The sequence below is a fragment of the Iodobacter sp. genome (assembly GCF_025352645.1).
Lineage (GTDB): Bacteria > Pseudomonadota > Gammaproteobacteria > Burkholderiales > Chitinibacteraceae > Iodobacter.
The window spans coordinates 1-20,599 of the sequence record NZ_JANXSO010000003.1; the positions used below are offsets into that span (position 1 = coordinate 1).

At 51.1% G+C, this 20,599-nt stretch carries 14 protein-coding genes; 9 read left to right on the top strand and 5 right to left on the bottom strand.

Annotated elements, in window-relative coordinates:
- Positions 1-253: 253 nt before the first annotated feature.
- The 4 genes from Q0R17_RS00315 to Q0R17_RS00330 all read right to left on the bottom strand — a co-directional run bounded on the left by Q0R17_RS00315 (position 254) and on the right by Q0R17_RS00330 (position 6,281).
- Complete coding sequence (locus tag Q0R17_RS00315; RefSeq protein ID WP_293930885.1) at positions 254-1,600, bottom strand: efflux transporter outer membrane subunit; 1,347 nt, start codon at positions 1,598-1,600, stop codon at positions 254-256.
- A gap of 64 nt (positions 1,601-1,664) precedes the next feature.
- Complete coding sequence (locus Q0R17_RS00320; RefSeq protein ID WP_293930887.1) at positions 1,665-4,760, bottom strand: efflux RND transporter permease subunit; 3,096 nt, start codon at positions 4,758-4,760, stop codon at positions 1,665-1,667.
- A complete protein-coding gene (locus Q0R17_RS00325) occupies positions 4,761-5,873 on the bottom strand; it encodes an efflux RND transporter periplasmic adaptor subunit (RefSeq protein WP_293930888.1) in 1,113 nt (370 codons plus the stop codon). It abuts the gene before it with no gap.
- Positions 5,874-5,951: 78 nt separating this feature from the next.
- Complete coding sequence (locus tag Q0R17_RS00330) at positions 5,952-6,281, bottom strand: hypothetical protein (protein ID WP_293930891.1); 330 nt, start codon at positions 6,279-6,281, stop codon at positions 5,952-5,954.
- A gap of 392 nt (positions 6,282-6,673) precedes the next feature.
- On the opposite strand from Q0R17_RS00330, the gene Q0R17_RS00335 reads away from it, so the two are divergent.
- The 8 genes from Q0R17_RS00335 to Q0R17_RS00365 all read left to right on the top strand — a co-directional run bounded on the left by Q0R17_RS00335 (position 6,674) and on the right by Q0R17_RS00365 (position 18,027).
- Positions 6,674-7,378, top strand: coding sequence for a response regulator (locus Q0R17_RS00335; RefSeq protein ID WP_293930894.1), 705 nt, complete (start codon positions 6,674-6,676; stop codon positions 7,376-7,378).
- A gap of 59 nt (positions 7,379-7,437) precedes the next feature.
- Entirely contained in the window at positions 7,438-8,790 is a 1,353-nt protein-coding gene (locus Q0R17_RS00340; RefSeq protein ID WP_293930897.1) for an ATP-binding protein, read from the top strand.
- A gap of 353 nt (positions 8,791-9,143) precedes the next feature.
- Positions 9,144-9,224 carry a K(+)-transporting ATPase subunit F gene (kdpF, locus tag Q0R17_RS20015; RefSeq protein WP_082752678.1) on the top strand — a complete coding sequence of 27 codons (81 nt, stop codon included), beginning with the start codon at positions 9,144-9,146 and terminating at the stop codon, positions 9,222-9,224.
- A complete protein-coding gene (gene kdpA / locus Q0R17_RS00345) occupies positions 9,224-11,035 on the top strand; it encodes a potassium-transporting ATPase subunit KdpA (protein WP_293930900.1) in 1,812 nt (603 codons plus the stop codon). The genes kdpF and kdpA overlap by 1 nt, the downstream gene beginning before the upstream one ends.
- Before the next feature lie 349 nt (positions 11,036-11,384).
- Positions 11,385-13,532 (top strand): potassium-transporting ATPase subunit KdpB, encoded by a 2,148-nt coding sequence (kdpB, locus tag Q0R17_RS00350; protein ID WP_293930902.1) that lies wholly within the window; start codon positions 11,385-11,387, stop codon positions 13,530-13,532.
- A gap of 378 nt (positions 13,533-13,910) precedes the next feature.
- Positions 13,911-14,495, top strand: a complete 585-nt coding sequence (kdpC, locus tag Q0R17_RS00355; protein WP_293930904.1) for a potassium-transporting ATPase subunit KdpC — start codon at positions 13,911-13,913, stop codon at positions 14,493-14,495.
- A gap of 101 nt (positions 14,496-14,596) precedes the next feature.
- A complete protein-coding gene (locus Q0R17_RS00360) occupies positions 14,597-17,272 on the top strand; it encodes a DUF4118 domain-containing protein (protein WP_293930907.1) in 2,676 nt (891 codons plus the stop codon).
- 65 nt (positions 17,273-17,337) lie between these two features.
- On the top strand, positions 17,338-18,027 hold the full coding sequence (locus Q0R17_RS00365) for a response regulator (protein WP_293930910.1): 690 nt from the start codon (positions 17,338-17,340) through the stop codon (positions 18,025-18,027).
- Between the two features lie 125 nt (positions 18,028-18,152).
- Here Q0R17_RS00365 and Q0R17_RS00370 read toward each other — a convergent pair whose 3' ends face one another.
- Positions 18,153-18,602: a YaiI/YqxD family protein gene (locus Q0R17_RS00370; protein WP_293930913.1), complete on the bottom strand. Its 450-nt coding sequence runs from the start codon at positions 18,600-18,602 to the stop codon at positions 18,153-18,155.
- Positions 18,603-19,296: 694 nt separating this feature from the next.
- On the opposite strand from Q0R17_RS00370, the gene Q0R17_RS00375 reads away from it, so the two are divergent.
- Complete coding sequence (locus tag Q0R17_RS00375; protein WP_293930916.1) at positions 19,297-20,592, top strand: DUF445 domain-containing protein; 1,296 nt, start codon at positions 19,297-19,299, stop codon at positions 20,590-20,592.
- Positions 20,593-20,599: the final 7 nt, after the last annotated feature.

Consider the following 20,599-nt stretch of genomic DNA (forward strand, 5'->3'; position numbering starts at 1 on the left):
GAGCGCTGCTTGCTGCGCCCTCGCTGAACAGGGCGCAGCAAGCAGCGCCCCTACCGTAATTGGTCTACATGCAATACATGGCTTTGTTTGAGTAAGATGCATAGTCAGGAAGATTTATATTTTTGGGGCGCTGCTGTGCCTTTTCTGGACAAAGCGCAGCAAGCAGCGCCTCTACGATATATGAGTAAGAGGCATAAGTAGTATTCCACCTTTTTGCTATCTTTATCTCTTTATCCGCTTTTAGCCACTGGCTTCAATTTAACGTGGCTCCTCCTCCTAATGCTTTAAATAAACTGACCTGTGCCAATAATTGATCGCGGGTTGCGCTAATCAGCTCTAGCCTGCCATTAAATAAATTACGTTCACTATCTAATACGGTTAGGTAATCGCTATAGCCATTGTCGTAACGCAGGATGGCTAATTTGAGCTGACGTTCAAGGGCTGAGTTCTGGCTGGTTTGGGCTGTGGTTTTTTCTAGGCTGAATTGATTGATTTTTAGCGCGGCATAGGTATCTGCAAAGGCGTTTTGTACCGCTTGGCGATAGCCTGCCGCCGCGGCTTGATCTTGGGCTCGGGCCTGGTCGATTTGGGCTGCGTTTAGCCCGCCGTCAAAGAGTGGCATGCCAAGATTGCCTGCAAATTGCCAAGTTTTGCTGCCAGCAGCAAATAGATTGGCCAGCGGATTACTGGCTGTACCCAGTACCCCCGCTAAAGAGATACGTGGAAACCATGCTGCGCGGGCGGCGGCTACATCGGCATGGCTGGCACGTAGCTTGGCCTCTGCCTCGGCAATGTCGGGGCGGCGCAGTAAGAGATCAGAGGGAATCTGCGAGGGTAGCTGATTGGCAATATGAATATCACTGATTTGCTTGCCGCGCTGTAGCCCTTCTTCGATAAGCGTTCTTGGGGATTGCCCGCTAAGCACAGAAAGGATGCTTTCTGCTTGGGCAATTTTCGCTTGGTATTGGGGAACAATCGCTTGTGCTGCGGCAAAATCGCTCTCTGCCTGCCGTGCTTCTAGCTCGCTAATCAGCCCGCCTTGAAAGCGTTTTGTTTGTAAGGAAAAAGCCGCTTTGCGCGATGCAACGGTTTGCTTGGCCAGAAGGAGCTGGGCGTCCAGAGCGCGTAGATTGAAATAAGCTTGGGCCGTTTCTGCGCTGAGTGCCAGTTGTAAGCCCGTGTGCGCCGCTTGAGTGGATAAGAGCTGTTGTTTAGAAGCTTCTGTTTGGTTGGCAAGACGGCCCCATAAATCTAGCTCCCAGCTTGCCGCGCCTGCAACTTGGATGGTTGAGGTATCCCTGCTGTTTTGCTGCATGCTTTGCAATTCTAAACGAGGCCATTGGGCGGAGCTGCTGATGCCCAGTTTGGCGCGGGCTTCTTCTATTCTGGCAATGGCGATGCTTAGATTATGATTGTGCTGCAGTGTTTGCGCGATCAGCGTATTGAGTAGCGGGTCATCAAATGTTTTCCACCAGTCCTTAGCTATAGGGGCGTTATATGTGGATTGCGGTAAATCAAGGCTAGGTAGACTTTGCTCGGGAGTCATGGCGCAAGCCGTGCAGAGTAGCGCCAGCAGGCTGGCAATCAGGGATGGTTTCATTGCGAAGATCTCAAGGTGTGCGCCTGCTGTTATCAGCAGGCGCGGGTGTTTTTTTTGGGAGGGGCTACTTTTTCTTTATGCTCATAATCAGGCGGAAAAACAGCGGAATAAAGAAGATGGCAATAAAGGTGGCTGCCAGCATGCCGCCAATCACGGGCGTGCCTAGCGAATGGCGGCTGTTTGCCCCCGCGCCACTGGAGGTGATCAGCGGTACGCAGCCTAAAATAAAGGCGAGCGATGTCATGATAATGGGCCTGAAGCGCAACCTTGCTGCCTCAATGGCGGCGTCAGATAAGCTCATGCCTTCTTCAAACTTCATTACCGCAAATTCAACGATCAAAATAGCGTTTTTAGCCGCCAGACCAATCAGCGTCACCATGCCGATCTGAAAATACACGTCGTTATTCATATCCCGCATATATGCGGCCAGCAGGGCACCAAAGAGTGCAAAGGGCACCGAGGTAATCACGGCAAATGGCAAGCTCCATCTTTCGTATTGCGCCGCCAAAATTAAAAACACCATCACAATGCCAAGCAAAAAGGCAATGCCTGCCGTGCCGCTGGCTTCTTTCTCCTGATAAGCGCTACCGGTCCAGGCAAGGGTGTAATCGCTGCTGAGTGCGGCGGCGGTGACGCTTTCCATTGCCTTAATCGCGTCCCCTGAACTAACCCCTGCCGCAGGCTGGATCATAATTTTGGCCGCGCCAAAGATATTAAAGCGCTCTACCAGCTCTGGCCCGCTGGTGTCTTTAATGGTGACAAGGCTGGTGAGCGGAATCATGTCGCCTTTGGCAGATCGCACAAAAATATTACTCAGATCTTGAGGGCGTTTGCGATATTGGGCTTCAGATTGCAGCTGCACTTTGTAGGTGCGGCCAAAGCGGTTGAAATCGTTGATATAGAGCTGGCCCAGAGTGGCTTGCATGCTGCTGAATACATCATTGATATTGACCCCCAGCGCCTTGGCTTTTTCGCGATCCAGATCAACAAAATACTGCGGTACATTGGCGCGGAAGGTGGTCGTGACCTTGGCAAATTCAGGGCGTTTTTTTGCCGCATCAATCAGCTTTTGTGTGGCCGTGCTCAGCGCTTGCGAGCCTGCACCGTTACGGTCTTGCAAATAGCCCTCTAAGCCGCCGGTGGTCGACATGCCCATAATCGGTGGAGGGGTAAAGGCTGCAATCAGGCCGCTCTGGATGGAGTTGGCGTTTTGCATGGCTTTTTCTGCCAGCGAAAACGAATCCTGCCCTTGCCCCTTACGCTCGTCCCAAGGGGTGAGCGTCACAAAGCTGGTGGCGTGATTGGTGAGCTTGGAGCCGGATAAAATATCAAAGCCGGTAAAAGTGGTGACATTTTGTACTTCGGTCAGCTTGCTGAGCGCGGCATCTGATTCGGCGCTTACCTGACGGGTGCGGGCTAGTGAGGCGGCATCGGGCAGGGCAACGCTTACAAACATCGTGCCTTGATCTTCTGCCGGTACTAAGGAGGTAGGCACCAAGACATACAGCAAGGCCGTGCTGGCTAAAACACCCGCAAACAGCACAAAAGCCACGCCAACGCGGCGATTTAGAAACTTAACGCCCGCAATATAGCCTCCCGTGATCCGTTCAAAGAAACGGTTGAACCATACAAAAAAACGCGCAGGTTCGTGGTGGCCGGGCTTGAGCAAAAGCGCGCATAAGGCAGGAGATAGAGTAAGCGCCACAATGCCGGAAATAATCACTGAGATAGAAATCGTGATGGCAAATTGCTGATACATCACCCCGGTCATGCCACTCATAAAGGCCACGGGCAAAAACACCGCGCAAAGCACCAGCACAATCGCCACGACGGGGCCGGAGACTTCCTGCATAGCTTGAATCGAGGCCTCTTTGGCCGAGCAGCCCGTCTCGCGCATAATTCGCTCGACGTTTTCAAGCACCACAATCGCATCGTCCACCACAATGCCGATGGCCAGTACCATGCCAAATAGCGTAAGCAGATTGATAGAAAACCCGAACATCGCCAAACCGGCAAAAGTGCCGAGCAGGGATACCGGCACGGCAATGCAGGGAATCAGCGTGGCGCGGAAATTTTGCAAAAATAAATACACCACGCAAAACACCAGCACCATTGCTTCAAGCAAGGTGGTGACTACTTTCTCGATCGAGGTTTTAACAAATTTGGTGGTGTCGTAAGGAATCGCGTAGTCCATGCCCTGAGGAAAGCGAGTAGAGAGTTCCTGCATTTTGTTGGCAATGGCTTTGGATACATTCAGCGCATTGGCGCCCGGCTGGGCGTAAGTCACCAGCCCCACGGATGGCTTGCCATTACGCATGCCGGAAATATCATAATCATTACCCCCCATTTCTACACGGGCCACGTCTTTTAGCCGGATTTTTGCGCCATCAGGCATGGATTTCACAATAATGGCTTCAAACTCTGTTGGATCAGCCAGACGGCCTTTGGCGTTAATGGTGTAAGTAAAATCAACCGGATCATTGTCTGGTTCGGCCCCTAGCTTGCCCGCTGCAAATTGCGAGTTTTGCTCTTGCACGGCTTTAACCACATCGGCAGGCGTGAGCTTGAGCTGGGCCAGGCGATCGGGCTTTAGCCAGATCCGCATGGCGTAATCGGTGCCGCCCATCATGCTGGCATCCCCCACGCCGGGTATGCGTTTTAGATCATCCAGAATATTGAGTAGGGCGTAATTGGCAATAAAATTGCGATCATACTGGCCGGATGGCGAGCCTAAGGAGATCACCGACAGCACTTCGGTTGATTTCTTTCTGACGGTGACGCCTTGTCGTTTAACTTCATCGGGCATTTTGGCCAGCGCCGCCTGCACGCGGTTGTTGACGTCAATGGTGGCTTGGTCGGGGTTGGTGCCGACGGCAAAATAGACGTTCATATTCATTTGCCCGTTTGCCGCCGATTTGGATTGCAGATACAGCATATTGTCTACGCCGTTAATCTGTTGCTCCAAGGGGGATGCTACGGTTTGCGCAATGGTTTCTGCCGTAGCGCCGGGGTAGTTGGCGCTTACTGAAACCACAGCAGGCACGATATCTGGATATTGCTGAATAGGCAGCGAAAACATCGCAGCCAAGCCCGCCAGCATAATCACGATGGAAATCACCGAGGCAAAGATGGGCCGGTTGATAAAGAATTTAGAAAACATTTACCCCTCCTTTTTAATGCTGACTTGCTGGCCTGGGCGCGCTTTGATTAAGCCATCCACAATAATGCGCTCACCCGCTTTAAGGCCAGATTCCACTATCACCTCATGCCCTATGCTTTCTCCCAGCTGAACTTTGCGCGATTCAACGATGTTTTTGTCATTGAGCAGCAGCACGCGTTTTTCGGCTTGCAGCTGCACAATGGCGCGTTCTGGAATGGTGATGGCTTGCTGGCGAACGCCATTGTCTACAATCACGCGCACAAACTGGCCGGGCAGCAAATCCCCTTTGGGGTTATCAAATTGCGCCCGCATATTGATGGTGCCGGTGGCCGGATCAATGCGGTTATCTTGGAAATTGACCCGGCCCTTTAAGGGGTAAACCGTGCCATCAGCCAGCATGATTTGGGTGTTTAATTCTTTGCTGCTGCTTGGGTCTGGTGCTCGAGCTTGCTCAAACGCCTGATGATCTTGCTCGGCAACCGAGAAATTGGCGTAGAGCGGTGACATTTGCGAAATGGTGGTAAGCGGCTGAGGCGCGCTGCTGCTGATCAAGCTGCCCTCGGATTGCGCTTCTTTACTGCTGATGCCAGAAATGGGCGCGGTCACTTTGGTGTAGCCTAAATTAAGTGTGGCGGTTTTAACTTTGGCTTGTGCCGTTTGCACGCTGGCCTCTGCGGCAGCAAAAGCGCTGATGGCATCATCGTTATCTTTTTCAGAAACTGCGTTTTCTTTAAAGAGCGGTGCAATGCGATCTTTATCGGCTCTAGCCTTGTTTAAAATGGCCTGTTGCCGAGCCAGCTCCCCCTGGGCTAAATCCAGCTCTGCCTTATATGGTTCTGGATCAATCTCAAATAAAACCTGCCCTTGTTTAACGGGCCGTCCCTCGGTAAAAGTGCGCTTAAGCAAAATGCCGCCAACCCGAGCGCGCACTTCTACATCCCGCACCCCGGAGGTTTCGCCAACAAACTCTGAGCGCATGGCAATATCGTGCGGCTGGATCAGGAGTGCTGTTACTTCAGGCAGAGGCGCGGCGGTAGGGGCGGGTGCAGAGTTGCAGGCGCTGAGGATCAGGGCCAAGCAGAAGGGGAGCGCTTTGGGGGAGGTGGGCATCATCGGGCTCTCGTTTCAAATAAAAAGCCCCGTTAACCGGGGCTTGCTGGCTGATTAAAAAAGGCTAAGTGGCGGCTTGGTTTATTGGTATTGGGTGCGCTTGAGGCGGCCTGGGTGCATATCGGCCGGTGTGACTTCCTTAGCTTCCTTTGCCGCTGAATGTGGCTTGCTGTGGGCTTGTGCCTCCATTGGCGGGCGGGCACGTTGCGTGAAGGGAATAATTCTCGGCGTTTTAGTGTGTGATTTGGCTTGAGCGTGGTTTGTTTGACTTGGGTTTGCGGCTTTTTCCGAATGAACGTGATTCATTGCTGGACGGCTTGGCTCTTTAAAGGGCGTCGCACCCGCTGCGCTGGCAAAGGCAGAAAGGGTGAGGCTGGCACTAATGGTAAGGGCAAGAATAGATTTGTTCATGGCTGCTTTCCTGTTAAAGGTGTGGAGCCATTAAACCGTGCTTATGTAAACCGCTTGATGGCTTGGCGGCCCTTTTTGTAAATGGCGTGTAAACAGCACTCATTTGCTGTCGTTCCCTTGGGGGTGGGCGGGTTATGCTCTTATAGGAAACAAGATATGCGTAGCGTAGGCACATAGCTGTGCCCACGCGGCAGTGTTGGGGCATACAAACATGCCTCCTCGCATCGGGCAAAACGCCAATGGCATATGCGGCGCGTAGGGCATAAAAACATGCATCCTACATTTGAGGCGGGAGTTTGAAATCCGCATATTTAAAAAATATTGTGTCTTCGGGGACGCTTTTTCCTTGTATGGATTAAAGCGCGTTGTGATCAAAAATACTGAGGTGGTGAATGAGTGCACATTTAATTTTAGTGGATGATGATGCAGATTTGCGTGCGCTACTCAGTGATTATTTAGTGGCTCAGGGCTATCGTGTTACGGCAGTGGGTGATGGCGATGCGATGTTGGCAGCCATGGAGGCGGTGACGTTTGATTTGCTGATTTTGGATATCATGCTGCCGGGGGAAGATGGGCTAACGCTCTGTCGTAATTTAAGGGTGAATTCTCATCTGCCCGTGTTGATGCTTACGGCCCGTGGCGATGAGCTGGATCGGATTATTGGCTTAGAAATGGGGGCTGATGATTATTTGCCCAAGCCATTTAACCCTAGAGAGCTCTTGGCGCGAATCAAAAGTATTTTGCGCCGTGCTCCTGAATCAGCCATGGCGACCAAGGCGCGGCGGCTGCGTTTTGCAGGCTGGGAGCTGGATCTGGCCGCGCAATATTTATTAGGTGCAGATGGCGTGGTGGTGGTGCTATCTACTGGGGAATACCGGCTATTGCAAATGCTGGCAGAAAACCCCAATCGAGTTTTATCAAGAGATCAGCTGATGGATGCTATTAATGGCAAAGAGGCGGGGCCATTTGATCGCACCATTGACGTGATGATAGGCCGCTTGCGCCGCCGCCTTGGCGACGATGCACGCGAGCCGCTGCTGATTAAAACCCTGCGCAGCAGCGGCTATATGTTGGCATGTAAGGTGGAGGCTTGCTGATGCGGCGGATAATCAGCGTTCTTGGTGTTGCTCACGGCGGCAGGCTTAAGGGGGGATTAATGCGCTTTTGGCCTAAAACACTATTTGGTCAAATGTTACTGGTGATGCTCACAGGGCTGTTTATCGCCAATGCCGCTGGAATCTGGCTGGTGCTTAATGATAGAGCTAGGCTGGCTTACGCTTTGCGAACCGAATACGTGGCCCAGCATATGGCCAGCGCCTTGAATGTGCTGAGTGAAACGCCTGATACTTTTCGCCCGCGCTTGCTTACCGCATTAAGTAATCCAATTAATAAGGTGGAGTTGGGGGGAGACTGGTTGATTCCTGATGTAGAGACGCTGGATACGCGGCATTTTGAATCGCTGGTGCGGGCTCAGTTGCGTAAGCCAGAGCGAGTGCAAGTGGTGTCGATAAAATACGAAGCGCTGCATGGCCCAAAGGATGCGGCATGGAGCGAGCTCACTGAAGGCGCGTTAATGATGGTGACGCTGCAAGGGCAGTTGGCGGATGGCACGGTCGCTACGTTTCATTCATCTAAACTGGGCAATGTGCTGATTCGGGAGCCTTGGCGCATTGTGGGCTGGCTGGCCTTAGTGGCGCTGGCAGCCGCGCTGCTTTCAATTTGGGCGGTACGGCGGCTGACTAAACCGCTATCGGTTTTTGCCGCTGCATCAGAAGGCTTGGCAAAAAACCTGCACCAGCCTGCATTACCGGAGACAGGGCCAGCAGAAGTGGCCCATCTGGCTCGTACATTTAATAGTATGCAATCCGCGATTAAGCTCTATTTAAGCGCCCGCTCGCAAATGCTGGCAGGCATTTCCCACGATCTGCGTTTACCCATTACCCGCGTGCGTTTGCGTCTAGAAAAGCTGCAAGACCCATCACAAAATGCCGCGATTGAGCACGATTTAGAAGAAATGGAAAACTTAATCGCCGATACGCTGGCTTTTTTACGGGCAGGCAGTAGCGCCGAGGCCAGTGTTAAATTGCATTTTATGGATTTACTGGAAGGCGTGATCGAAGATATGGAGGCCCTTGGTGCGCAAATTACCGTCAGTGGGCATAGTCGTGCCGTGATGATTGGCTGCCCACAAGCGCTAAGACGCTGCCTAGGCAATCTACTCGACAACGCCCTGCGTTACGGCGGCGTGCAGATTGATGTTGATGTACAGGCGCAAGCCGGGATGATCATCGTATCGATAGCTGATCATGGGGACGGCATCGCTGAAGCTGATCTAGAACGCGTGTTTGAGCCCTATGTGCGCCTAGAAACCTCCCGCTCCCGCCATACCGGAGGCAGTGGCTTGGGGCTTGCCATCGCCCGTGCCATTGCCCGTGCACATGGAGGAGATATCTTGCTGAGTAATCGAGCGGATGGTGGATTGATGGCGGTTGTTCAATTGCCATTGTGAGGTGCTTGTAAGTTGAACAGATTTTTGATTTTTTAGTGTGAAAGTAAATGGTCACACGAAAGTTTTTTGTGTTTTCATAAAAGGTGCTTATCTGCACCCTCTATGGCATAAAGGGCCCGGATTTCAGGCTCTTTCCCCCGCTCCCCGCGCCTTCATTTTTATAATCTTTATACTTTCTTTATACCCACCGCTCTGTTTTTACCAAAGTCTTTACACCGTTTTCCATAAAGTGCATGGGTCGATTCTTCTTTATAAGAGTTACCCATGGATGTGATTTATTTAGGCGCTTTATGCGTATTTGCGGCTTGCCCAGTCTTGCTTTTGCTGGCGTGTAGCCATTTGGGTGGTGAATCATGATTGTGCTGATTTCTGTCGTTGCCGCTGTTTTAATTGTTTACCTTTTTTACGCGCTGTTTAAACCGGAGCGTTTTTAATGACTACCGATGCTTTGCTCCAGTTGGGGCTGTTTTTGTCTGTTTTATTATTGTTGTCGTGGCCGCTGGCGATTTTGATCAACAAAGTGATGCAGGGCGAAACTCCACTGCCATTACGGGTTTTAAAGCCTGTTGAGCGTGTGATTTACCGGCTTGCTGGCGTGAATTCAAGCCAAGAAACCGGCTGGAATTCTTACGCATTTGGCTTGTTGCTATTCAACTTTGTCGGTGCAGTGGCTTTATATGCATTGCAGCGTTTACAAGGTGGCTTGCCGTTTAATCCTCAGGAGCTGGGGGCAGTTAGCCCAGATTCTGCATTAAATACCGCGATTTCCTTTGTCGCCAACACCAACTGGCAGGGCTACGGTGGCGAAACCACCATGTCTTACCTCACGCAAATGCTGGGTTTAACCGTACAGAACTTTGTTTCCGCGGCAACGGGTATTGCGGTAGTGATTGCCTTGATTCGTGGTTTTGCACGGCATAGCGCTAGCACGGTGGGTAATTTCTGGGTGGATTTAACGCGGGTTACTTTATATATCCTGCTACCGCTTTCTTTGATCTGGTCTTTGCTGTTTGTAGGGCAGGGCGTGATTCAGAATCTGGATGGCTATAAGGAAGTGCAAACGGTTCAGGCGGTGACGTTTCAGCAGCCTAAACAAGATAGCCAGGGCCTTGTGGTGAAAGATGCCAAGGGCGCACCTGTCATGGAAGACATCGTTAGCCATACGCAAACCCTAGCGATGGGCCCAGTTGCATCGCAAGAAGCGATTAAGCTTTTGGGCACAAATGGTGGCGGTTTCTTTAACGCTAACTCCGCTCATCCTTTTGAAAACCCAACACCATTTAGTAACTTCTTACAAATGTTAGCGATTTTCATTATTCCTGCAGCCTTGTGTTTTGTATTTGGCCGGATGGTGGGGGATGCGCGTCAGGGCTGGGCGATTATTGCGGCCATGACGGTGATTTTTGTGGCGATGACCTGCGGGTTGTTTTATGCCGAGCAAGTAGGCACTAAGGGCTTAAGCAGCCTAGGCGTGGATCAGATGGTCAGTACGACACAAGCTGGCGGCAATATGGAAGGCAAGGAAGCCCGCTTTGGGATTACGGCTACGGCGCTGTTTGTAGCGGTGACGACATCGGCATCCTGCGGTGCGGTGAATGCCATGCACGATTCCTTAACCCCGCTGGGTGGCTTATTCCCAACCGCGTTGATGCAGCTGGGTGAGGTGGTGTTTGGTGGTGTGGGTACAGGCCTTTACGGCATGCTGGTGTTTGCGATCTTGGCGGTGTTTATTGCAGGGCTGATGGTGGGCCGCACGCCTGAATACTTAGGCAAAAAGATCGAAATCTTTGAAATGAAGATGAGCGCTTTAACGATCTTAGTGACGCCGATTCTGGTGCTGGTGGGGACCGCGATTGCCCTGATGGTGGCAGATGGCAAAGTGGGGATTCTGAATCCCGGTGCGCATGGCTTAAGCGAAGTGCTCTATGCCTTTACTTCAGCTGCAAATAATAACGGTAGTGCCTTTGCTGGCCTGTCTGCTAACACACCGTTTTATAACGTGATGCTGGGTATCGCCATGTGGTTTGGCCGCTTCCTGATTATTGTGCCGGTGCTGGCGATGGCAGGCTCTTTAGCTGCTAAAAAACGCCTCAGCGCTACAGGCGGCACGCTGCCAACGCATGGCCCTTTGTTTGTGGTGCTTTTAGTAGGGACCGTGATGCTGGTGGGGGCTTTGAACTACGTTCCTGCACTGGCGCTGGGCCCTGTGGCGGAGCATTTGCAGATGATTGCGCCGGTTAAATAGTCCTTCTTAATATGTTGCGTAGGGCGGGTGCAACCCGCGTATTTATTTAGCATTGCTCGCGGGTTGCACCCCAATCCTATCAACTTAAGGTGAATTCGTAGGTTGGGTTAGCAGTCTGCGTGCGAGGTTTACCTCGCTCAGCGATATATCGCGTAACCCAACATTCTTTTGCGCTAAATGTTGGGTTACGCAGGTTTATCCGCCCCTAAATAGGCGAATAAACCAGCTAACCCAACCTACGAAGATCTCTCCTTCGCTGGTTTTATGTCAGTGGATAGGACTGCGTTTCACTTGCCCTACACGTGCAAATTTGCAATCAAACCATTGCAACTCCTTTTGGTAAAAAGCGATGAATACTACAGATGTGAATCGTACTAAGCCCGCCGCAGCGCCTATACCGGCTGCTGCTGTGGCGGTACACAATGTGCCTAGTGCTAATAAAAAACTTTCTTTACTTGATCCGCAGCTGATTCAGCCGGCGATTATTGATTCGTTTAAAAAGTTAGCGCCTAAAACCCAGCTTAAAAACCCAGTGATGTTTGTGGTGTATGTGGGCAGTATTTTAAGCACCTTGCTGCTGATTCAAGCCCTAGCAGGGCACGGTGAAGCCGCGCTTAGCTTTATTGCCGGGGTAACCGCATGGCTGTGGTTTACCGTGTTGTTTGCAAACTTTGCTGAAAGCTTGGCAGAGGGGCGCAGCAAGGCGCAGGCCGCTTCTTTAAGAAACACCAAGAAAAATGTAGTCGCTAAGAAATTGTCCGGCCCTGGCCGTAAATATGGCAAATCGATAGCCGACAGCGCCAGTCTGCGTAAAGGTGATTACATTCTGGTGGAAGCCGGTGATGTGATTCCTGCCGATGGCGAAGTGATTGAAGGCGTGGCTTCGGTGGATGAATCGGCCATTACCGGTGAATCTGCACCGGTGATTCGCGAATCGGGCGGTGACTTTACTGCGGTAACCGGCGGTACACGGGTGCTTTCTGATTGGATGGTGGTGCGTGTTAGCGTGAATCCGGGTGAGGCTTTTCTGGATCGCATGATTGCGATGGTAGAAGGCGCTAAGCGTCAGAAAACACCGAATGAAATTGCCCTCACGATTTTACTGGTGGCACTGACCATTGTGTTTATGGTGGTGACCATCACGCTGCTGCCATTCTCGCTATTTAGCGTGGCGGCGGGGCATAGCGGCTCACCGATTACCATTACGGCGCTGATTGCACTCTTGGTGTGTTTGATTCCCACCACCATTGGCGCTTTATTGTCGGCCATTGGTGTAGCAGGGATGAGCCGCATGATGCAGGCCAATGTAATCGCCACATCGGGCCGTGCGGTAGAAGCGGCGGGGGATGTGGATGTGTTGATGCTGGATAAAACCGGCACCATCACACTGGGTAATCGTCAGGCTTCCGCCTTTGTGCCCGCGCCTGGTGTGACCATGGAAGAGCTGGCGGACGCTGCGCAATTGGCGTCCCTCGCCGATGAAACTCCAGAAGGGCGCAGTATTGTGGTGCTGGCCAAGCAAAAATTTAATCTGCGTGAGCGCCAACTATTAAGCCACGCCGTTGAGTTTGTGCCTTTTACTGCGCAAACCCGTATGAGTGGTGTGAATTACGATGAGCGCTTGATTCGCAAGGGTGCCATCGACGCAATTAAAAAACACGTGGCCAATATGGGCGGTGCATTCCCTGAAGCGGTTGGCAAGATCGCCGATGAAATCGCCCGCCGTGGCTCAACCCCTTTACTGGTGAGCGATGGCGCTAAGGTGATGGGCGTGATTGAGCTAAAAGACATCGTGAAGGGCGGGATTAAAGAGCGCTTTGCCGAGCTGCGTCAGATGGGGATTAAAACCATCATGATCACGGGTGATAATCCGCTGACTGCTGCGGCGATTGCCGCCGAAGCTGGCGTGGATGATTTCTTGGCCGAAGCAACGCCAGAAGCCAAACTCGCCATGATTCGCCAGTATCAAGCCGAAGGTAAATTGGTAGCGATGACGGGTGACGGCACCAATGATGCTCCTGCGCTGGCGCAAGCCGACGTGGCGGTGGCGATGAATACCGGTACACAAGCGGCTAAAGAAGCTGGCAATATGGTGGATTTGGATTCTAATCCCACCAAATTGATTGAGATTGTAGAAATCGGCAAGCAAATGCTGATGACTCGCGGCTCATTAACCACCTTTAGTATTGCCAATGATGTAGCCAAATACTTTGCCATTATTCCCGCAGCGTTTGTTTCGACTTACCCGCAATTGGGCGCTTTAAATGTTATGGGATTAAATAGCCCGAATTCAGCCGTGATGTCGGCGGTGATTTTTAATGCGCTGATTATTATGTTTTTAATTCCTTTGGCATTAAAAGGTGTGAAATACCGCGCTCAGGCCGCTGCGCAATTACTGAGAAATAATCTCTTAGTTTATGGTTTGGGTGGTTTATTAGTGCCTTTTGCCGGAATTAAACTGATTGATATGGCATTAGGTGCAATGGGCTGGGTTTAAAAAGGCCCGCTTTTAAAGCGATAGGACTGGCGTATGGACATGATTGGGAATGCACTGCTCATTGTTGTCATGCTGCTGTTGCCCTACGGGGTGTGGCGTTGCGCCAGCTGGTGTTGGCGGCGCTCACCCACCCTCAGTGAATATTTAGCCAAACACACTGCATGCAAGGGGGAGGGGGAAGTGGGGTGTTTCCGCTGTGGTGCCTTCCACTCCTTAGAGGCTGAAGATATGTCCGCTGTACGTTGTAAAACCCTGTGCCGCTGTTGCAAAACAGTGCTGTGGCGTAGTGATTTCTGATGTGGCGAGCCAGCTTGGCTGGCCGCTTTATTGAGTGATTTACCTTTGAAGCAACCCGTAAGGTTAGCACAAGGATTAATAATGAATGCCCAACTAAGACCCGCTCTTGTAATTTTTGCCCTGCTTTCAGTTGTTACTGGCTTGGCTTATCCACTCATGGTAACTGGCATTGCTCAAGCCACTATGCCTGATCAGGCCAATGGCAGCCTTATTTCAGATCAAGGCAAGACGGTTGGCTCTAGCCTGATCGGCCAGAATTTTAGTGAGCCGCAGTACTTCTGGGGCCGACCATCTGCCACTGGCCCGATGGCTTATAACGGCAATGGCTCTAGTGGCGCTAACTTAGGCCCAACCAATCCAGCCTTGCTAGATGCTATAAAAGCACGGGTTGAAGCACTGAAAAAAGCCCATCCTGGTCAGGCGGGTAGTATCCCCGTTGATTTGGTAACGGCATCGGCCAGTGGCCTTGACCCGCATATCAGCATCGCCGCTGCTCAATACCAATTAGAGCGGGTGTCGGCAGTACGTAAGCTATCAAGCGATAAAGTGAGTAAACTGTTGGTAGAAAACACGGAGGGTCGTCAGTTTGGTGTATTTGGCGAGCCACGTGTCAATGTGCTGAAGCTGAATATCGCACTGGATCAGCAATACCCACTGGCGAAGTAGTCGCTTAAAAAAGGTCTGTAGACACTGTGTTCTCCCGCCCTCTGTGTCTACATATTTTAGGTCTTTAACTCCCGCCCCCTCCCATTACCCACAAGCCAACAATGACCGATACCCGCCCCGATCCTGATTCCCTGCTCGATAAAATCAAGCGCACCGATCAACTGGCTGCGCGTGGGCGTTTGAAGATTTTCTTTGGCGCGTGTGCCGGTGTGGGAAAAACTTTTGCCATGCTGGCGGCGGGTCATGTGCAGCAGCGCCTAGGTGTGGATGTGTTGGTGGGGGTGGTTGAAACGCATGGCCGCAGCGAAACGGCTGCCCAGCTACAAGGCTTAGAAGTTTTGCCTGCTGCCAAAATTGAATATCGCGGCCAATGGCTGCCGGAGTTTGATTTAGACGCCGCACTGGCCTTAAAGCCAACGCTGATTCTGATTGATGAGCTGGCGCACTCCAATGTGGCAGGTTCGCGCCACCCCAAGCGCTGGCAAGATGTGGAAGAGCTGTTGGCGGCGGGGATTGACGTTTACACCTCGCTGAATGTGCAGCACTTAGAGCGCCTAAACGATGTGGTTGGGCAGATTACTGGCATTGTGGTGCGCGAAACGCTGCCAGACCACGTATTTGACGCGGCCAATGAGGTTACGCTGGTCGATTTGCCGCCAGATGAGCTGTTGCTGCGCCTCGCCGAGGGTAAGGTTTATCGGCCTGAGCAGGCCACGCGCGCCAGCCAAAATTTCTTTCGTAAAGGTAATTTACTGGCGCTGCGCGAGCTGGCCTTGCGCCGCACGGCCGATCGGGTGGATGCCCAAATGCGTGCGTACCGGGCGGATCAATCTATCCAGCCGGTTTGGCAGGCGCATGAACGTTTACTCATTAGCATCGGGCCGTATTCCGGTGGCGATAAGCTGATCCGTAATGCCTGCCGCCTTGCTGCCAGCTTGCACGCCGATTGCTTGGTGGTGTATGTAGAAACACCTGAGCTGCAGCGCCAAGGCGAGACTACGCGTAAGCAGGTGTTAAAAACGCTGAAGCTGGCGCAGGAACTCGGCGCAGAAACCAGTGTGTTGGCAGGGGTAGATCTGGTGGATACCCTGTTGGCCTTTGCCCGCAGCCGTAATGTATCCAAAATTGTGGTGGGTAAATCGCAGCGCAAAAATCTATCGCGCTTTTTGCGCCGCCCCTTATCAGAGCGGTTAGTGCAAAAGGCCAGTGATGTAGATGTGTATGTGGTGGCGCACGATATGAGCGACACGGCCACGGCAGATTCATCCCCCAATAGCCTGTTGTTTGATGAAGAAACACCTAAGCTGCAGCGCCATGGCTATCTGGCTGCGCTGGGCGCATCGGCCATCACCACGCTGCTGGCGGCGGGCCTACTGCAAATTTTTGATATGGCCAATGTGGTGATGCTGTATCTGTTGGCGGTAGTGCTGGTTTCGGTGCGCTATGGCCGAGGCGCGGGGGTAATGACTTCGCTATTGTCGGTGGCGTCGTTTGATTTCTTTTTTGTCGCTCCCCGCATGTCGTTTACTGTGTCAGATACCCAGTATTTGCTGACTTTTGGCGTGATGTTGGCTGTGGCCTTAATTATTAGCCACCTGACATCCCGCTTGCGTTTTGAAGCTATGGTGGCCACTTACCGTGAGCGGCGTACGCGGGCTTTATACGAGCTGAGCAGAGAGCTATCCGGCGCACTGACTGCCACGCAAATTGTAGAAACCAGCGTGCGTCATCTGGATGGCTTGTTTCAATCAAAAACGCTGCTGTTTATTCCTGATAGCGAAGAAAAAGTACGCGTATCACACGAGCATGCCAATGCCGATTTAGGCATCGCCCAGTGGGTGTACGACTATCAGCAGCCAGCAGGGCTGGGAACCCACACCCTGCCTGCCGCGCCTCTACTTTATATTCCGCTGAAAGCGCCGATGCGCACCCGTGGTGTGCTGGCGCTTTTGCCTGGGGACAGCAAACATGTGTTTATACCCGAGCAGCAAAGGCTGCTAGAAACCGCCGCCAGCCAAATTGCGCTGGCGCTGGAGCGGGTGCATTACGTGGAAGTGGCGCAAGACGCCATTGTAGTAATGGAATCAGAGCGCCTGCGTAATGGCGTGCTGTCGGCCGTCTCACATGATTTACGCACCCCGCTAACCACCTTAGTGGGCCTAGCTAGCCTGCTAGATAAAGACGAGCTGCCGCCACACTTGCGGCATATTTCGCAAAGCCTACAAAAAGAAGCAATGCGAATGAATCATATGGTCAGCAATCTCTTGGATATGGCTAAGCTGCAGTCGGGCGTAAAACCCAATAAAGAATGGCAGTTGCTAGAAGAATCCGTAGGCGGTGCGGTCAGGGTGGCGGGGGCGAGCTTGCATGCGCATCAGGTGAAGGTTGAGCTGCCCGCTGATCTACCTATGTTGGAATACGATGCGGTGCTGATGGAGCGGGTGCTGGTTAATTTACTAGAAAACGCCGCCAAATATACGCCTGCTGGCAGTATTATGACGATCTCTGCAAAAAAAGACGGCGCTATGCTGCGGGTTTGTGTCAGTGATAATGGCCCAGGCTTACCAGAAGGCGCAGCCGAGCGTTTGTTTGATAAATTTACCCGTGGCACCGTCGAATCTGGCGCGCCAGGCGTTGGCCTTGGCCTCGCCATCTGCCGCAGTATTGTGCTGGCGCACGGCGGGCAAATCAGCGCCAGAAATATAGACCCACACGGCGCAGCATTTGAATTTACCCTGCCGATGGGCACACCACCTGTATTTGAAAGTGCAGATTGAAAATCCTAAGTTTGTGCCTACAGGTCTTTCTTCATTTTCTCGTTTGAAAAATAAATAAGGTCCGCATGTCAGATATTCCAATTACCGTTGTCATTATTGAAGATGAAAAACCGATCCGGCATTTTTTGTCGGCATCGCTGATCGATGCAGGCATGCAGGTGTTTGATGCAGAAACGGGTAAAAAAGGCCTGATCGAAGTCGCCACCCGCAAGCCAGATCTGGTGATTTTAGATTTGGGCCTACCCGATATGGACGGCGTGGCGGTGATTACCCAGCTGCGTGAGTGGTGCGAGCTTCCCATTTTAGTGCTGTCGGCCAGAACGCAAGAGGCCGAAAAGGTAAGGGCGCTGGATGCGGGGGCGGATGATTTTTTAACCAAACCTTTTGGCGTGCCGGAATGCCTAGCACGAATCCGTGTTTTGCTGCGCCGCCATTCCCGAGGGCAAAATGTGCAGCAGGTGCAGGAGTTTGGCCAAGTTAGAATCGATCTGGTCAATCGTCAGGTCTATAAAAGTGATGCACCAGTCCACCTGACGCCTATCGAATATAGATTGCTGACAACCTTGCTTAGATTCCCAGGCAAGGTGCTGACACATCGCGAGCTGCTTAAAGCCGTTTGGGGACCATCCCACTCAGAAAGCAGCCAATACTTACGCGTGTATATGGGCCATCTGCGACAAAAACTCGAGGTTGATCCGGCATTGCCACAGCATATCGTCACAGAAACCGGCGTTGGGTATCGATTGATAAGCTAGGCTTTGGCAGAAGAGATCTCTCCACTTAAAACCCAAATTTTGAACCACGGAGAACACGGAGTTTCGCAGAGAAAGTCTTCATGCTTTTCTCCGTGGCCCTCTGTGTCCTCTTTTTTCTCCGTGGTTCAAGATTTGGGTTTGTTTAAAATACTATCCAGCGCGCGGGCAAAATTTTGCCGGTCGGCGCTGTTCATCGCACTTGGCCCGCCGGTGTCGATGCCGCTGGCGCGTAGCGTATCCATAAAATCACGCATATTTAGCCGCTCGCCGATATTCTCTTTACTTAAGCGCTCGCCACGTGAATCTAGCACTAAGCCGCCTTTGGCAATCACGTCAGAGGCCAAGGGGATATCAGAGGTGATAATTAAATCGCCTTGCTGGCACAGCTCCACAATCCGGCGGTCCGCCACATCAAAACCATGCTCCACCACCAATGACTTTAAAAAAGGCGAGGCGGGGGTTTGAATATACTGATTGGCAACAAAAGTGCATATCACTTCGCAACGCACTGCAGCGCGAAATAAAATCTCTTTAATTACCTTTGGGCAGGCATCGGCATCAACCCAGATTTGCATGATTAAACTACTCCTAAAGCTAAATAGAATGGTATTGGCCACCAAAAGAGCAAAAGTGGCTACTTAAAATGATTTGAGAATACTCTTAATATTGAATTCAATTTTTTCGTGGTTTTAGTGGGTATCCTATCAGCTTAACTATTTGTCACGGCTTTGCCGCATACACAAATATTGAAGTATCGCAGGGTGGGTTGCACCCTGATCCTGTCAACTTAAAGGCTTGTAGAATGTGTAGGGTGGGCGCGTTTTTTGCCCACGCTGTGTGCATCCGCGTGGGCAAGATAAACCATCTTGCCCACTCTACATGGTGTGCCTAAGTTGATAGGATTGGGGTGCACCCCGCGAGCAATGCTGAAAAAAACGCGGGTTGCATTCATCATATGAATGGCATATTACTTAACTTGATAAGATTGGCTTTTAGGGGGCTCGAAAAAGCGATCTACCTAATAAGATAAAGCGCGTGCTAAAAAAATAGCGCTGCATATACTTGATATGCAAGGGGATTTTCTTATTGCGCAAGGCAGCATGATAAGAGCATGTGGTTTTTTTGAGGCTCCCTTCTGTGTGTTTTGTAAACGATGTTTTATCCTTGTGGATTATATCGCGTATTGCTTTGTAAAAAAATCACGGCCACTCGCCGTGGATTTGAAACCTGTTGGTGTTAATCTGCCTTATCCTTTTTATGTGTATTCCAATGACATCTAGCAATGATCTCTATCAGGCGATAGAAAGCGCAGAACTTGCACTTAAACGCCAAAAATTAAAACAGGCTAAATTACTGCCATTGGCCTTATTAATCTTTTTTGCCGTGGTGTTTGTGCTGGGCACTCTTTATAAATCGCGCTATCCGGCATTGGCTTATCTTTGTGCCTTTGCCGAAGCCGCTATGGTGGGGGCGCTAGCCGATTGGTTTGCGGTAGTGGCTTTGTTTCGTAGGCCGCTGGGCTTACCTATTCCGCATACAGCTATCGTACCCAGAAATAAAATGCGTATTGCCGATAGCCTTGGTAGTTTTATCCAGAGTAATTTTTTATCGCCCGAACGCATCGTTGGCAAAATACGTGAGTTTAATCCTGCTTTAAAAATAGCCGCTTGGTTAAATCAAAAAGAAAACGTGCGCCATTCCGCTAATCTATTAGTGCGCATGCTTTCTTATAGCCTTAATACGCTGCATGACGGGCGCTTATTGGTGTTTTTAAAAAGCAATATGCTGGCTGAATTACAGCGTATTGATATCAGTAAATTCAGCGGCCATATTTTAGAATCTTTAACTCAAAATGGCCGCCATCATCATGTATTAAATGAAGTGCTGCACGAGCTAGATAAAATTCTAGGCCGTATTGAAACGCAGGAGACACTGGCAGAAGTGGCAGCGCATGAAATTTCATTCTTAAAATATATGGCGCTGGATAAAGTCGCCAGCAAATATTTATCTGAAAAAATGCTAGCAGCGGTGCAAAAAGAATTACGCGCCATGCAGGAAAACCCACAACACCATTTACGCCTGCAATTTGACGGCTATATTGCACAGTTTGTAGAAAAATTAAAGCACGATGTAGAGTTTAAGCAAAGGGGGGAAGTGATTAAAAATGAATTACTTTCTCATCCTGCCCTAGGTGAATATATTGAAACGCTGTGGGGGCAATTACTCACCTGGCTGCATAGCGATTTGCACCGAGTTGATTCCACTATTCGTGCCAATATCGTTACTTTGGCCGCAACACTGGGTAAAAAACTGCAGGAAAATGTGGAAATACAACAATGGATTAACGCCCAGATAGAAAACGCCGCACCACCTGTGATTGAAGAATACCGAGAAAGAATCGGCGTGTTTATTAGCGACCAAGTTAAAACTTGGGACGAGCAATATATGGTTGAGCGCATTGAGCTAAATATCGGTACAGATTTACAGTTTATCCGCGTTAGCGGCACTTTAGTGGGTGGATTGGTAGGCCTGCTGATTTATTGTGTGGCGGGGTATTTGGCTTAATGGGCAA

What these genes read in the sequence shown, in the direction of transcription:
- Q0R17_RS00315 (WP_293930885.1), bottom strand. Translation starts at nt 1,600, where the DNA reads ATGAAACCATCCCTGATTGCCAGCCTGCTGGCGCTACTCTGCACGGCT.
- Q0R17_RS00320 (WP_293930887.1), bottom strand. Translation starts at nt 4,760, where the DNA reads ATGTTTTCTAAATTCTTTATCAACCGGCCCATCTTTGCCTCGGTGATT.
- Q0R17_RS00325 (WP_293930888.1), bottom strand. Translation starts at nt 5,873, where the DNA reads ATGATGCCCACCTCCCCCAAAGCGCTCCCCTTCTGCTTGGCCCTGATC.
- Q0R17_RS00330 (WP_293930891.1), bottom strand. Translation starts at nt 6,281, where the DNA reads ATGAACAAATCTATTCTTGCCCTTACCATTAGTGCCAGCCTCACCCTT.
- Q0R17_RS00335 (WP_293930894.1), top strand. Translation starts at nt 6,674, where the DNA reads ATGAGTGCACATTTAATTTTAGTGGATGATGATGCAGATTTGCGTGCG.
- Q0R17_RS00340 (WP_293930897.1), top strand. Translation starts at nt 7,438, where the DNA reads ATGCGCTTTTGGCCTAAAACACTATTTGGTCAAATGTTACTGGTGATG.
- kdpF (WP_082752678.1), top strand. Translation starts at nt 9,144, where the DNA reads ATGATTGTGCTGATTTCTGTCGTTGCCGCTGTTTTAATTGTTTACCTT.
- kdpA (WP_293930900.1), top strand. Translation starts at nt 9,224, where the DNA reads ATGACTACCGATGCTTTGCTCCAGTTGGGGCTGTTTTTGTCTGTTTTA.
- kdpB (WP_293930902.1), top strand. Translation starts at nt 11,385, where the DNA reads ATGAATACTACAGATGTGAATCGTACTAAGCCCGCCGCAGCGCCTATA.
- kdpC (WP_293930904.1), top strand. Translation starts at nt 13,911, where the DNA reads ATGAATGCCCAACTAAGACCCGCTCTTGTAATTTTTGCCCTGCTTTCA.
- Q0R17_RS00360 (WP_293930907.1), top strand. Translation starts at nt 14,597, where the DNA reads ATGACCGATACCCGCCCCGATCCTGATTCCCTGCTCGATAAAATCAAG.
- Q0R17_RS00365 (WP_293930910.1), top strand. Translation starts at nt 17,338, where the DNA reads ATGTCAGATATTCCAATTACCGTTGTCATTATTGAAGATGAAAAACCG.
- Q0R17_RS00370 (WP_293930913.1), bottom strand. Translation starts at nt 18,602, where the DNA reads ATGCAAATCTGGGTTGATGCCGATGCCTGCCCAAAGGTAATTAAAGAG.
- Q0R17_RS00375 (WP_293930916.1), top strand. Translation starts at nt 19,297, where the DNA reads ATGACATCTAGCAATGATCTCTATCAGGCGATAGAAAGCGCAGAACTT.